Raw genomic sequence first — 13,458 nt, 5'->3', positions numbered from 1 at the left:
GCCCGCTCCCTATGCGACGCTCCGTGGCTTGCGACCACCGCGGATGATCCACTTCAGGGTTCACATTGCTGTAGAAGCCATATTCCGCAGGATTTGCGACATTCCAGCTTGCGGGCGGCTCTTCTTCTACCAATGAGATTCGGACCACCGACTTGATCGACTTGAAGCCGTATTTCCATGGAACCACCAAACGCATCGGGGCACCGTTTTGTTTCGGGATATCCTTACCGTAGATCCCGGTCGCCATCATGGTTAGCGGGTGCATCGCTTCATCAATGCGCAGACCTTCAACATACGGCCAGTCTAGCACGCGGCTTGATACACCCGGCATCTCATCGGGGCGTAGGGCGGTCTCAAACGCGACGTATTTTGCATTGGATTGCACGCCGACCCAATTCAGCAGATCGGCCAGTTCAAACCCGTTCCAAGGAATAACCATCGACCACGCCTCGACACAGCGGAAACGGTAGATGCGTTCCTCAATGGTCATCTGGGACAGGAGGTCGGCAAAGCTGTAGTCTCCGGGTTTGTCCACGAGACCGTCGATCCGTACAGTCCAAGGATCGATAGTCAGACGATGTGCGTTGCGCGCCGGATCTTCCTTGCCGGTGCCGAACTCATAATAGTTGCAGTAGTTGGTGATCTCCTCAAACGTGTTTGGCTCAAGCGAGTTCTGTGCAGCAGCACTACGGGGCAAGGCCCCTGCGATACCACCAGCGGCAAGGCCGGCCATCAACTGCCTGCGGTTCAAGAAGGCAGAGTATGGGGTGACGTCCTGTGCCGTCAGGGTGTTTTTCCAACGATGCGCCATGAAATCCTCTTTGTCCGTGTTCAACAAAGACATAGAGGCAGAAGAGAAAACGACCAAACCAACTTGTCTCACGTGTGCGTGGTCGTTTTGAAATGTTCGGCCAGTGTGACGTCACATCTGGCAGCAGTCCAGTGACCGATCAGCCCTCGATCATGTTTACACGAGTAGCATGGCGGCCGCCTTCGAATTCGGCCGACAGAAAAGCGTCGACAATATCCAACGCCAACCCCTCACCAACAACCCGCGCACCGAGGGACAAGATATTCGCATCATTGTGCTGACGAATCATCCGCGCCGAAAAGGTGTCGGAACAGACGCCGCAGCGGATACCTTTTACCTTGTTGGCCGCCATCATGATGCCCTGACCTGTGCCGCACAGGATGATGCCAAGACGGCAATCGCCAGACGCCACACGCTCGGCAGCGGCCTGTCCGTGCAAAGGGTAATGTGTGCTTTCAGGGGTCGTGGGGCCAATATCAACGACGTCCCATCCCTGGGCTTCAATGTGCCGGGCGACAGCCTGACGCAAGTCGATGGCCGCGTGATCGCTGGAAATAACAATGCGTTTGGTGTTGGTCATGGCAGTCGATCCCGGTCAAGAATGTCATTGGTGGCCTTGGACCAGAAGCGTTCGGTCACGTCAATTGCCCCGGATGACTTGGGCTTACTACGCTTAACCGGTACGGCCTTCCGGCACGGCGGCAACCAGTTCCACCGTGTTCCCGTCGGGATCGCATGTAAAAAGTCCCCGCCAGCCGACCCAATCGAAATCTTGGAACCGAACAGGCAGACCATGAGCTTCCAACCACGTCTTTGCCCCGTCCTGTTCATCCCATGGCAGGCTCAGGGCGATATGATGCAATGAGGAACCGGTGCCATTGTGCGCAGTTCCTTCGACGTCTTCGAACAGGGCAAGTACGGCAGCATGGCCGCCAAAGCTTTCGCCAAGGTGAAAGAACGTGATTCTCTGTGGCGCGACTCCGCGGCTCCCACCCTCAAGCACGGTCAACCCGATCATATTCTCGTAGAAATCCACCATCGCAGTGTAATCCCGGCACCGGATCGCAACTTCGCCCAAGGCACGCGGTGTGAAGCCTCGTGTCATACAGACACCGATTGCGGCCATAGCTCAGACATCAGGATACTGCGCCCATCAGGCTGAACCACGCGTACATGAATACGGCGCATCAGACGCGGCTCTGCCACACCGACGGAATGTGCGATGGTCTCGACTTCCTTGATGATCTCTTTCGCATAAGCAGCGACACGCAGTTCTTTGTCTTCGACCACCAAACCAGATTGGAACCGCGGATTGTGCGTCGTGATTCCTGTGGGACAGGTGTTTCGGTTGCACTTGAGCGCCTGAATACAGCCCAACGCGAACATGAAGCCGCGCGCCGACGTCACAAAATCCGCGCCCGTTGCCAGCGCCCAAGCCACATCACCGGGATTGACCAGCTTGCCACTGGCCACCAAGGGAATGCGGTCGCGAAGCCCATGTGCATTGCGAATATTGGCCACCATGGGCAGCGCCTCGCGGATACTCATGCCAACGAGGTCAATCAATGGCATCGGTGCAGCACCGGTGCCACCTTCGCCACCGTCCAAAGTGATGAAATCGGGGGCAGCATCGACACCACGCGCTGCGATGGCATCGAAAAGCCCCGCAACCCCTTCTTCAGAGCCGACACACATCTTGATGCCCGTCGGTTTGCCCGTGATCTGCCGAACGCGGTCGATCATGGTAAGAAGATCGTCCCAATCGTCCACCTCTTCATGGCGATTGGGTGAGATACTATCCTTGCCAACGGGAATTCCACGCACCTGCGCGATCTCGGTTGTCACCTTTTCGCCTGGTAGGATCCCTCCCTTGCCCGGTTTGGCCCCTTGGCTCAGCTTGATCTCGAACATGCGCACGGTTTCATGCGCAGCGATGTCACGCAGCTTGTCTTCATCCAAACGACCATTGGCGTTGCGCACACCGTACTTGGCAGTGCCGATCTGAAAGACGATGTCGCAGCCACCTTCGAGGTGATAGGGTGACAGCCCGCCCTCGCCGGTGTTCATCCAGATGCCCGCACGTTTCGCGCCTTTGCTTAGCGCACGCACAGCGGGTTTCGATATTGCGCCATAACTCATGCCTGACAGGTTGAAGAATGATGTCGCTGTATACGGCATACGCGCACCGGGGCCGATCACCTTGGGTTCGGATTTGGCAAACTGATTGTCGATTGGCGGAAACGGCGCATTGACGAAAATCGGAGTACCGACGATCCCGGTGTTACGGGTCGAACCGAAGGCAACCGTGTTGCCATGACCTTCGGCTGACCGTTTGACCCATTCACGCTGCGCCCGATTGAACGGCAATTCCTCGCGATCCATCGCAAAGAAATATTGGCGAAAGAACTCTCCCAAAGTCGAAAACAGTTCCCTGAACCGCCCAAGTACCGGATAATTGCGCCTGATCGCGTCGCTGGTCTGTGTGCGGTCAATGACCCCCAGCACAATCGCCACAAGGATGACCAACCCGATCACGCCGACAAATAAAAGCGCCAGAAAATTCAGTGCATACATGGCGACGCCCATATCAACCTCACATTCAATTCATTGCATCTATAATAAGGAACACGTTAGACTGACCTCAACCATCCCAGCTTACGGCAACGCTTGCCACAAAAGGAAACCCCATGAAACGCCTGCTCGCCACACTCGCCCTGACATTCGCGGCATCCGCGGTCTCTGCCGCCGATCTGATCACCTATGACACGGAACAATCTTTTGACGATGTCACCTTCGGGCTTGAAAACGCGATCCTCGACGCAGGCTTGGTGATCGACCACGTCAGCCACACGGGCGATATGCTGGAACGCACCAAGGGTGATGTTGGATCCGACGTCACGCTGTTTCTCAACGCCGACGTCTATAGCTTCTGCTCGGCCAAGGTTTCGCGCGAGGTGATGGAGGCCGATCCGATGAACATCGTTTTCTGTCCCTACACGATTTTTGTTATGGTTCGCCCCGATAGGCCGGATGTCACGACCATCGGGTTTCGGACCTTTCCCGACGGTGCCATGAAGTCGGTCGAAGCGCTGTTGAATGGCATTTCGAAGACCGCAATCGGGCGTGACTGATGACGCAATCCTGACGCCGGATCACAAGAATTTCACTTGAAGAAGCAAAGACTTGCGGCTTAGGCGGCAAGCCCATTTTGTCAAGCGACATCGGCGGATTCCCCCACAGATCCAAACGCTGTTTGTCCGCGTTTAACCATCAGATGTGCGAGACACATCGCAATGCATGACAAAAAGGACGACACACATGTTTCGTAAGACAACAATCGCCCTCACAACTGCCGCTTCCCTGCTGGCAGGCACCGCTTTCGCCGGAGGTCACTCCAAGGATATCGTCGACACCGCTGTCGATGCTGGCACGTTCGAAACTCTTGTTGCCGCTGTACAGGCTGCAGGTCTGGTCGACACGCTGAAGGGTGAAGGCCCGTTCACTGTGTTTGCACCGACAGATGAAGCCTTTGCCGCTCTGCCGGAAGGCACCGTCGAAAGCCTGCTGATGCCCGAGAACAAAGATCAGCTTGTTGCGATCCTGACCTACCACGTCGTGCCCGGCAAAGTGATGTCGACCGACCTGATGGACGACATGGAAGCCGAAACCGTTCAGGGTTCGTCGGTGACCATCGACCTCGACAACGGCGTAATGGTTGAAAACGCAACCGTAACGACAGCCGACATCGAAACGTCGAACGGCGTGATCCATGTCATCGACACTGTGATCCTGCCGGAAGGTTAAGACCTTCGCGCATCGGCGCAAACAAGGGCGGCCCTCGGGCCGCCCTTTTTCGTGGCCTAGACCGAAAGACGTCTCCTGCACTTTGAAACGCCGCTTGAGGCGGTGCATCAATGCCTTAAGCTGCGCGCATGTTCGAACAGCTGCGCCAACAGGGATATGATGTTGAAACCCGCAACCATGCGGGTGCCATTCTTTCTGTCGATTTCCCCGAAATCGCGGGCGAGCTTGAATCTGCCCTGCTTGACCTGAGCATCCCTGCCGAGGAACTCATCGGTTCCGGCGGCGGTGAGGCACCCTCGACGCAACGATTGCGCAAACGGCTCTACGCTGAAAACTGGCCCAAACACACGTTCGACTTCCGTCTGATCGTGGACGGCCGCGAAACTGTGTCCAACAGCCACGAAATCGACCACATTCGCAGCACGCCTTTGGGAAAGGTCGCGCTTGAGATCGAATGGAACAACAAAGACCCGTTCTTTGATCGGGACTTGGAAAACTTTCAGCGCCTGCATGCACAATCCGCAATCTCGGTCGGTATTCTGATTACACGTGGCACCAGCCTTCAGGACGATATGCGCGACATCATCCAGCGCTGCATCGAAAAGCACAGCTTCATCAATGAGGCTGAAATGGTCGAGGCTTTTGGCATGAAAGACCGCACCAAACGCCAACGCGATGCGGTCCAGCGGATGATCGACCAATACACACCATTTGCCGAAGCCTTCTCCAAGCACTTTGTCAGCGATAAGTTCGGTGCGGCCACCACGCATTGGCAAAAACTGAAAGATCGGATCGACAGAGGCGTCGGCAACCCGTGTCCGCTTCTGCTGATCGGATTGCCGGCCTCTATCATCAAGGCCTGAGCGAAGATTGACACCGCTGATGACTCAGCACGCCAGCGTGTTTCGATGATCGAAACGCCTTTACTCTGCCGCCACGCCGGAATTGTGTTTATAGGTCTTCCAGGTCGGTTTGTAATCGTCGTCCGCCTGATTGCCCCAAACCGTCCATCCGTCACGCCTGCCGCGTCCGAAAAGTTCCAGATACGGACCCCAGGAGCATCCTTCGATGATCTTGTACTGCTCGTCCGGCTTGCGGCTGTGTTCGCGCTTGCGGGTCTTCAGCACGTCACCGTCCGGCTCTTCGGCTTCAATGTAGTTCACCTGCGACCGACCCGGCCCCAATGTCCGAACATCCTTGCCGCGCACGCCGAACAACAGGATTTCCGTTACGTTGCGGAAGTAGAATCCAACACCCCGGCCATCCGGACCACCATCCTTGCGCACCTTTTCCCAGATGATGTTGGACTTGTACTCAAATCCCCAAGCCTTCAAGACCTGTAGTCCTTCCGGCAATAGCGCGTTCGGCACCCAGAGATAGCAATGCGCGCGGTCCTCAAGATGTTCCGCCACAGGCAAAGCACAAATTTCATCAAGCTCCATCGTGGGATAGCGCGCCAAACGTTTGTGCTCGGGCGCAACCTTGCCGGTACGGTTTTGGAACCGCCACGGCGGGTCTGCCATAACGGTGGCAAAACGGTCGTCGCCCAGAAAATTGCGCAGATCGTCCGCAGCTGTCATGACTCACCTCTTATTGTGGGTTCACACCTGTCTAAATCAATATTTGGTATCGGGCAAACAAAGATCACAAGCTGTCCACAGCGATTTTGCGCGCCAAGCCTTAACGATTGGCAAACGCGAAAAAGGCGGGATCTCCCCCGCCTTTCCTTTGTCACTTCCGTCAAAGCTTAATGCACTACGGCATCGTCCGGACGCGGCCTGTTGGATGCGGCCACACGGTCCCCGATGATAAGACCGTCAGCACCCGCCGTCACCGGTACCAGATCACCATCCGCGATGTCTCCGGCCAGCAGCATTTCAGCCAGTGGGTCCTGCAGCGCACGCTGGATCACCCGCTTCAAGGGACGAGCACCAAACACCGGATCGTACCCTTCTTCGGCCAGCCATTTGCGTGCGGCATCGTCCAGTTGCAGGTCGATCTTGCGCGCAGCAAGCCGCTTGAGCAAACGCGCCATCTGAATGTCCACGATCCCGTGCATATCCTCGCGCTTGAGCCGGTCGAAGATCACGGTTTCGTCCAAACGGTTCAGGAACTCGGGCCGGAAATGCGCCCGCACCGCATCCATCACATCGCGCTTGGCCTGGCTCGGGTCCGCACCATCCGGCAGTTGGCTCAGCGCTTGCGATCCAAGGTTCGACGTCAGCACGATCAGCGTCTGCTTGAAGTCCACGGTCCGGCCCTGACCATCGGTCAGCACGCCATCATCAAGAACCTGCAACAGCACGTTGAACACGTCCGGATGTGCCTTTTCGACCTCGTCGAACAATACAACCTGATAGGGTCGCCGCCGCACAGCTTCGGTCAGAACACCGCCCTCATCATAGCCGACATAGCCCGGAGGCGCGCCGATCAGACGGGATACCGCGTGTTTCTCCATGAACTCGGACATATCGATCCGCACCATGGCGTTGTCGTCGTCGAATAGGAACTCGGCCACCGCCTTGGTCAATTCGGTCTTGCCGACGCCGGTCGGCCCGAGGAACAGGAAACTGCCCAACGGACGGTTCTCATCGTTCAGACCAGCCCGCGCGCGGCGCACTGCGTTGGCGATGGCGCGCACCGCCTGATCCTGACCGATGACCCGCTTGTGCAGACCGTCTTCCATCCGCAAGAGCTTGTCCCGTTCTCCTTCCAGCATCTTCGAGGTCGGGATACCGGTCCAGCGTTCCACCACACCCGCGATCTGCTCGGGGCGCACCGCCTCCTCGACCATGACACCATCGTCAGTGCTTTCGGTCTCGGCCAGCTTCTTCTCAAGCTGCGGGATCACGCCATAAGACAGCTCACCCGCCTTGGCGAGGTTGCCTTCGCGTTTGGCGATCTCAAGCTCGGCCCGCGCCTTGTCGAGTTGCTCTTTCACATCGCGTGCCGACGCCAACTTGTCCCGTTCCGCCTGCCACTTCGCCGTCATTTCCGACGACTTGTCCTGCAAATCGGCAAGGTCTTTTTCCAGCTTGGCAAGACGGTCCTTGGATGCCTGATCGTCCTCAAGACGCAAGGCTTCCGCCTCGATCTGCTTTTGCAGAATATCGCGGTCCAGGTTGTCGAGTTCTTCAGGCTTGCTGTCGACTTCCATCCGCAGACGCGCTGCCGCTTCGTCCATCAGGTCGATGGCTTTGTCCGGCAGGAACCGATCCGTGATGTAGCGATGCGACAGCGTTGCTGCTGCCACCAAGGCGCTGTCCGAAATCCGCACACCATGGTGCAATTCGTACTTTTCCTTGATGCCCCGCAGGATCGAGATCGTGTCTTCGACTGTCGGCTCTGACACCATCACAGGCTGGAAGCGACGGGCCAAAGCCGCGTCTTTCTCGACATGCTTGCGATATTCATCCAGCGTGGTTGCACCGATACAATGCAGTTCACCCCGTGCCAAAGCAGGCTTGATCAGGTTGGCCGCATCCATCGCGCCATCCGCCTTACCGGCGCCCACCAGCGTGTGCATCTCGTCAATGAACAGGATTATTTCGCCCGCAGCGCTCGTCACTTCGGACAGAATGCCTTTCAGACGTTCCTCGAACTCACCGCGATATTTCGCACCAGCGATCAGCGCGCCCATGTCGAGAGCCAACAGACGTTTGTTGCGCAAGGATTCCGGCACGTCACCATTGACGATGCGCAACGCAAGGCCTTCGGCAATCGCGGTCTTACCCACACCCGGCTCCCCGATCAGAACGGGGTTGTTCTTGGTCCGACGGCTGAGCACCTGCATGGCACGACGAATTTCATCGTCCCGGCCAATGATCGGGTCGATTTTGCCTTCACGGGCACGTTCGGTCAGATCCAGTGTGAACTTCTTCAATGCTTCGTACTGATCTTCGGCACTGGCACTGTCAGCGGTTCGACCTTTGCGAATGTCGTTGATCGCGGAATTCAATGACTGCGCGTTCACCGCGCCGGCATCCAGCGCTTCTTTCGCTGCGCTTTTGACCATGGCAAGCGCCATGAGGATGCGTTCAACCGGAACAAAACTGTCGCCAGCTTTTTTCGCGATCGTCTCAGCCTCGTCCAGCACCTTGCCGGTAGCGCTGTCCAGATACACCTGTCCGGCATCACCAGATACTTTTGGAATCTTGGCCAGCTTGCCGTCCAAAGCCTGCACAACGCGCTGTGGCGCACCGCCAGCCCGCTGGATCAGGTTCGACGCAAGTCCCTGATCATCGTCCATCAAAGCTTTGAGGATGTGTTCGGGTGCCAGCCGCTGATGGCTTTCCCGCATTGCAATGGTCTGTGCCGCCTGGATAAACCCACGCGACCGTTCCGTGAACTTCTCTAAGTTCATGGCATTCTCCTTTCGCCAAGCACCCCTGTGATCGGAAACGCCCGAATTCGGCACGTCCCATAGTGGGGCCTTCGCAAAAGAAATGGGGACAAATACACCCCTGTTCAAGAGCGAGAGCTTGGCTCGCTCAAAACGTCCGTAAGATACGGGTTGGATTTTGCGTAATCGCCCGATCCGATCTGAGAAATAGCCCATCCTACCAAAACCACTGCGGCGGTAATGATCACCAAAGGCCGGACAATGGAAAATCTGGTCTTTAGACTGCCGTTTGACTGCATCTGTCTCTCCTGTGTTGAGAAGAGAACGCGTAGTCCAGACCGTTGTTCCTTGACGCTTGCTCGCACGGTTGTAAGACGGGGCGAACTTGCGAGGGGAAATGCCCATGTCCGATGACCGTCTGATCGTAGCGCTGGATGTACCGAATGCACTGGCCGGGCTTGAGCTTGCCGAAAAACTTGGGGATTCTGTTTCGTTCTACAAAATCGGCCTCGGTATGCTGACGGGAGGCGGGCTGGCGTTAGCTGACGAACTCAAGCGAGAACACGGCAAACGCATCTTTCTTGACATGAAGCTGTTCGATATCGGAGCGACGGTTGAAGCTGCAGTTCGTGGTCTTGCTCAATTCGATCTGGATTTCCTTACGGTACATGGTGATCCCTATGTCGTCCGCGCTGCCAAAGAAGGCGCTGCCGGGTCTGACCTAAAGATCCTTGCTGTAACCATCCTCACCTCGCTTGAACGCAGCGATCTGGACGGCGCGTTGATAAAAGACGGCGACGTGTCTGACCTTGTAGTCGAACGTGCGGGCCGGGCCTTCGATGCAGGTGCGGATGGTGTGATCTCCTCGCCAAACGAAGCCGCCCTAATCCGCGCGTTGCCCGAAGCCAAGGATCGTTTGATCGTGACACCGGGCTTGCGGCCTGCAGGGGCAGATCTTGGTGATCAAAAACGTGTTGCGACACCGGCAAATGCAGTCAAGAACGGCGTAGATCACATCGTTGTCGGGCGCCCGGTCTGGAAAGCTGCCGATCCGCGCGCAGCGGCCAAGGCCATCGTGGCCGAGATGCAGTCAACACAGGCAATTCAACCAAACGCCTGATCCCTGTAAGCCTTTACCATTTCAGCAAAATGCGGAATCGCCTCCGGGTGTGCAACATATGTGTTAGGCTCCATCAAGAACCAGCCCTGCCCTTCGCTACCCAATACGATCTGTTCCTCCGAATGCGCTGGAAGATGTGCGTCAAAGAATACGCCCCGGTTAAGCTGTTGCCGCCAGACAAGCGCGCTCGGCTCTAGATACAGGCCAACCTCTTCGCGGGTTTCGCGCAGAACACAGGCTTCGGCTGTTTCATCCCGTTCGCGTCCCCCACCCGGCAGATCCAACCGTCCCGGCCACGGAATATCCGGCTTTTGGTCACGACGCAGGACGACAATCCGATCTCCGATAAACAGAATGAGCTTTGCTCCGCCAAAGTCCTGCATGAACCAACCTTTTGTCTGACCCAAGCTGGGTGTACCCTGCACAGGCTCGTTCGGATACCCAAGCCATGCCCGCCCTTTGTCGTGATTGCCTGACTGAATTTGACGCCGGTGCGCGCTGCCCGACGTGCCGAAGCCCGCGTGTGATCTCCCATCCTGAACTCTATGATCTGAGCATCGCGCACATGGACTGTGACGCGTTCTATGCGTCTGTCGAAAAACGTGACAATCCCGAACTCGCAGACAAGCCCGTGATCATCGGTGGCGGCCGACGTGGGGTAGTGTCGACCGCCTGTTATGTCGCGCGGATCAGGGGCGTGCGATCGGCGATGCCAATGTTCAAGGCGCTGCAGCTGTGTCCCGATGCCGTGATCGTCAAGCCGCGAATGGATGCTTATGTCGAAGCATCGCGCGCCATCCGGCATTTGATGGAGGAGCTGACCCCATCAATCGAACCTCTTTCACTGGATGAAGCCTTCATCGACCTGACCGGGACGGCACGCCTGCATGGCCATCCTCCTGCCGTGATGCTGGCGCGTCTGATCAAACGCATGCGGGAGGAATTGCGTCTGTCAGGCTCCATCGGCCTCAGCCACAACAAATTCCTTGCCAAGATCGCGTCGGACCTCGACAAACCGCGCGGCTTTTCGGTGATCGGCAAAGCGGAAACCGAGGCCTTCCTGCGACCAAAACCCGTGCGTCTGATTTGGGGGGTCGGCACCGCCACGCAAGAGTCTCTAGACCGAGCGGGCATTCGCACATTTGATGATTTGCTGCGGTGGGAACTGGATGATCTCACACACCGGTTTGGCACTATGGGCCATCGCCTCTGGCACCTCGCCCGCGGTCAGGATCAGCGGCGCGTCTCGGCGCACAGCCCGATGAAATCAATTTCGAACGAAACCACGTTCAACGAAGACACCAATGATCCAGACCTTTTGGACGGGCATTTATGGCGTATGTGCGAAAAGGTATCGGACCGCGCCAAGGCTAAAAGCCTTGCAGGTCGCGTGGTCACGCTCAAGCTGAAGAGGTCGAATTTCACTTTGATCACCAAGCGCACATCGCTGAGTGACCCGACCCAGATCGCCGACCGCATCTATCGCACGGCACGCGTGCTGTTCGATCAGGTCGGGGATCAAGGCCCCTACCGCCTTCTGGGGGCCGGGATCAGCGACCTGAGTGCAGCCGGCGGAGCAGATGTGTCGGCAGACTTGCTTGATCCACAGGGCGTCAAGCGCGCGAAGGCCGAACGTGCGACCGATGCAATCCGCGACAAGTTTGGGCCAGACGCAATCCTCAAGGGACGCGCGTTGCGCTAGAGATCACATCAACTGATTTTCTTCGTCGGTAGCCGAGATGCCCATCGCATCAAGCCCGGCTTCCAGATTGTCCGCCAGATGAGGTGTTCCAATCAGATAGTCCGCCGTTGGTGTCGTCGCCTCGTTCATGGCTGTTTCGAACGCTTCGTCCCATTCTTCGACTTCGAACGCGCCCCGCCCGATCCACATCACCGCCACCAATGCCGCCTGCGCCTCTTCGTTCATCCGATCGATGAAAGCGCGCAGTTCGCCTTCGGCGCGATCCAGTTCGCGGGCCATCACGATGACCGCCGCCACCGTGTTTGCACTGATATGTTCCATTACGATTCTCCCATGCCGTTGAACCAAACATGGGCGACAAAAGAATCTTTGACTTTGATCTTACGCAAACAGCCGATAATAGAGCCAATCCGGCAGGAACTGACTGCCACGAAACACCCATGAAAACAGAGTCGGAAAGCTTCGTTTGAAAGCGTCGGTGTTCATGTGCTCAAAGAACTCGCGCGCGGCGTCTTCTGGTTCCATGATGAACGGCATGTTGAAATCGTTTTTGTCAGTCAGACGGGTCTTCACAAAGCCCGGATTGACCAACTGCACACGTACATTCGTTTTGTGCAGATCAGCATACAGCGACTCTGCCAATGTCATCACCCCCGCCTTTGACGAGGTATAGGCGGCGGCCCCGGGCAATCCGCGAAAACCGGACAACGACCCGGTCAGGACGATGTGCCCTGCATCACGTTCGACAAATTTCGGAACAACCGCACCCATCAGGCGCATTGCACCTGTGAAATTGATATCCGCCATCGCGATGGCCTGATCAGCGTCCCACTTGTTGGCTCCAAACGGCCAATAGACACCCGCGATCTGAACGATCCCGTCGATATCGCCCACTGCTGCTGCGGCCGCCTTTACCGACTCGGTATCGGACACATCAACGGTAACAACCTCGGACTTGCCCGGCAGGCTTGCAGCCAGCGCGTTCAATTTGTCTTCACTGCGGGCAGACAGGATCAGGTGAACACCGGCCGCGCTCATCTTGTGCGCCAAAGCCGCGCCAAGACCCTCGCTTGCTCCAACCAACCAATACCGTTTGCCTGCCCATTCAATCACGCCGCTTCCTTCCTGCGCATCGTGGCCACCAGTTCGGCCACCTTAATTCCATATTTCCGAAACTGGCTGCGGTTCACGATGGTTCCATTCGGCGCAAGATACATCCAGTCGGTTGTGTCGAGAACATGCCCGCCCTGCTCTTCGGGCAGCTTGTATTTATACTTGAGCTGAACAGTCGGCCCGCTTTGCACGCCCTGCCCTTCGCCCACCACGTCAGAGGCAGTCGCGCGGATGCGCCCGTCATTGCCAAGGGTAAGATTCCATTCCCGTAGGACCTCGTCACCGCTGTCATAGACAAACCGTTCCTTCATCACCCCGGTGTTGCCTGTCCAAGCGGCGTCGAAATCGCCCACAAAGCGCGAGGTCACACGCCCTGTCGGGCCGTAAATCACACCTTCGCAGATGATCTCGCCGTTCAGGTGCGTGCGCAGGTCAAACGCATCACCGGGCGCGTTTGCATAATCAGATGGAGCTTGACCGAAGAATCCAAAATACCGGCTCTTCAGATAGCCAAGGATAAGCATCAGGCTTGCTCCGAGAAATACGAGAAAGACAGTCTCCATGAC

The 13,458-nt window shown here is 57.1% G+C and carries 15 protein-coding genes (1 of these 15 only partly in view); 5 read left to right on the top strand and 10 right to left on the bottom strand.

The window, feature by feature from the left end; genetic code table 11:
- The 4 genes from msrP to ACK3EW_RS20600 form a co-directional block, all read right to left on the bottom strand.
- Positions 1 to 811 carry the 5' portion of a protein-methionine-sulfoxide reductase catalytic subunit MsrP gene (gene msrP, locus ACK3EW_RS20615; protein ID WP_493807638.1) on the bottom strand. It extends 95 nt beyond the left edge of the window, so only the first 811 of its 906 coding nucleotides appear in the window; the start codon lies at positions 809 to 811; its stop codon lies beyond the left edge, outside the window.
- A 139-nt stretch (positions 812 to 950) separates the two neighbouring features.
- Positions 951 to 1,391: a ribose 5-phosphate isomerase B gene (rpiB, locus tag ACK3EW_RS20610; protein WP_493807637.1), complete on the bottom strand. Its 441-nt coding sequence runs from the start codon at positions 1,389 to 1,391 to the stop codon at positions 951 to 953.
- 93 nt (positions 1,392 to 1,484) lie between these two features.
- The gene (locus ACK3EW_RS20605) at positions 1,485 to 1,916 is read right to left on the bottom strand and encodes a VOC family protein (RefSeq protein ID WP_493807636.1); all 432 of its coding nucleotides are present in this window, start codon (positions 1,914 to 1,916) and stop codon (positions 1,485 to 1,487) included.
- Positions 1,913 to 3,397 carry an FMN-binding glutamate synthase family protein gene (locus ACK3EW_RS20600; protein ID WP_493807635.1) on the bottom strand — a complete coding sequence of 495 codons (1,485 nt, stop codon included), beginning with the start codon at positions 3,395 to 3,397 and terminating at the stop codon, positions 1,913 to 1,915. Before ACK3EW_RS20600 ends, ACK3EW_RS20605 begins: the two co-directional genes overlap by 4 nt.
- A 101-nt stretch (positions 3,398 to 3,498) precedes the next feature.
- On the opposite strand from ACK3EW_RS20600, the gene ACK3EW_RS20595 reads away from it, so the two are divergent.
- The 3 genes from ACK3EW_RS20595 to ACK3EW_RS20585 all read left to right on the top strand — a co-directional run bounded on the left by ACK3EW_RS20595 (position 3,499) and on the right by ACK3EW_RS20585 (position 5,478).
- The gene (locus ACK3EW_RS20595; protein ID WP_493807634.1) at positions 3,499 to 3,942 is read left to right on the top strand and encodes a DUF302 domain-containing protein; all 444 of its coding nucleotides are present in this window, start codon (positions 3,499 to 3,501) and stop codon (positions 3,940 to 3,942) included.
- Between the two features lie 187 nt (positions 3,943 to 4,129).
- Positions 4,130 to 4,615, top strand: coding sequence for a fasciclin domain-containing protein (locus ACK3EW_RS20590; protein WP_085630535.1), 486 nt, complete (start codon positions 4,130 to 4,132; stop codon positions 4,613 to 4,615).
- Positions 4,616 to 4,743: 128 nt separating this feature from the next.
- Positions 4,744 to 5,478 (top strand): BglII/BstYI family type II restriction endonuclease, encoded by a 735-nt coding sequence (locus ACK3EW_RS20585; RefSeq protein WP_493807633.1) that lies wholly within the window; start codon positions 4,744 to 4,746, stop codon positions 5,476 to 5,478.
- A gap of 60 nt (positions 5,479 to 5,538) precedes the next feature.
- Here the strand turns inward: ACK3EW_RS20585 and ACK3EW_RS20580 are convergent, their stop codons facing one another.
- Together ACK3EW_RS20580 and clpB are read right to left on the bottom strand one after the other, a co-directional pair.
- On the bottom strand, positions 5,539 to 6,195 hold the full coding sequence (locus ACK3EW_RS20580; RefSeq protein ID WP_439121165.1) for an MT-A70 family methyltransferase: 657 nt from the start codon (positions 6,193 to 6,195) through the stop codon (positions 5,539 to 5,541).
- A 167-nt stretch (positions 6,196 to 6,362) separates the two neighbouring features.
- A complete protein-coding gene (gene clpB / locus ACK3EW_RS20575; protein WP_493807632.1) occupies positions 6,363 to 8,978 on the bottom strand; it encodes an ATP-dependent chaperone ClpB in 2,616 nt (871 codons plus the stop codon).
- 382 nt (positions 8,979 to 9,360) lie between these two features.
- Here clpB and pyrF point away from each other — a divergent pair, with 382 nt between their 5' ends.
- Positions 9,361 to 10,077, top strand: a complete 717-nt coding sequence (gene pyrF, locus ACK3EW_RS20570; RefSeq protein WP_493807631.1) for an orotidine-5'-phosphate decarboxylase — start codon at positions 9,361 to 9,363, stop codon at positions 10,075 to 10,077.
- Here pyrF and ACK3EW_RS20565 read toward each other — a convergent pair.
- Entirely contained in the window at positions 10,062 to 10,460 is a 399-nt protein-coding gene (locus ACK3EW_RS20565) for an NUDIX domain-containing protein (RefSeq protein WP_493807630.1), read from the bottom strand. The two genes, pyrF and ACK3EW_RS20565, sit on opposite strands and share 16 nt — an antisense overlap.
- A gap of 65 nt (positions 10,461 to 10,525) precedes the next feature.
- Between ACK3EW_RS20565 and ACK3EW_RS20560 the strand changes: the two genes are divergently transcribed.
- A complete protein-coding gene (locus tag ACK3EW_RS20560) occupies positions 10,526 to 11,779 on the top strand; it encodes a DNA polymerase IV (protein ID WP_493807629.1) in 1,254 nt (417 codons plus the stop codon).
- A 3-nt stretch (positions 11,780 to 11,782) separates the two neighbouring features.
- Here the strand turns inward: ACK3EW_RS20560 and ACK3EW_RS20555 are convergent, their stop codons facing one another.
- Genes ACK3EW_RS20555 through ACK3EW_RS20545 form a run of 3 tightly spaced genes read right to left on the bottom strand, consistent with a single transcriptional unit; the run spans position 11,783 to position 13,455 of the window.
- Complete coding sequence (locus ACK3EW_RS20555) at positions 11,783 to 12,100, bottom strand: DUF3775 domain-containing protein (protein WP_085630521.1); 318 nt, start codon at positions 12,098 to 12,100, stop codon at positions 11,783 to 11,785.
- Positions 12,101 to 12,160: 60 nt separating this feature from the next.
- A complete protein-coding gene (locus ACK3EW_RS20550) occupies positions 12,161 to 12,892 on the bottom strand; it encodes an SDR family NAD(P)-dependent oxidoreductase (RefSeq protein WP_493807628.1) in 732 nt (243 codons plus the stop codon).
- Entirely contained in the window at positions 12,889 to 13,455 is a 567-nt protein-coding gene (locus ACK3EW_RS20545; protein WP_439118667.1) for a DUF3833 family protein, read from the bottom strand. Before ACK3EW_RS20545 ends, ACK3EW_RS20550 begins: the two co-directional genes overlap by 4 nt.
- Between the last annotated feature and the right edge of the window lie 3 nt (positions 13,456 to 13,458).

The sequence above is a fragment of the Marivita sp. NO-S04 genome (genome assembly GCF_059070475.1).
This window is presented reverse-complemented; position numbering and strand designations above follow the sequence as displayed.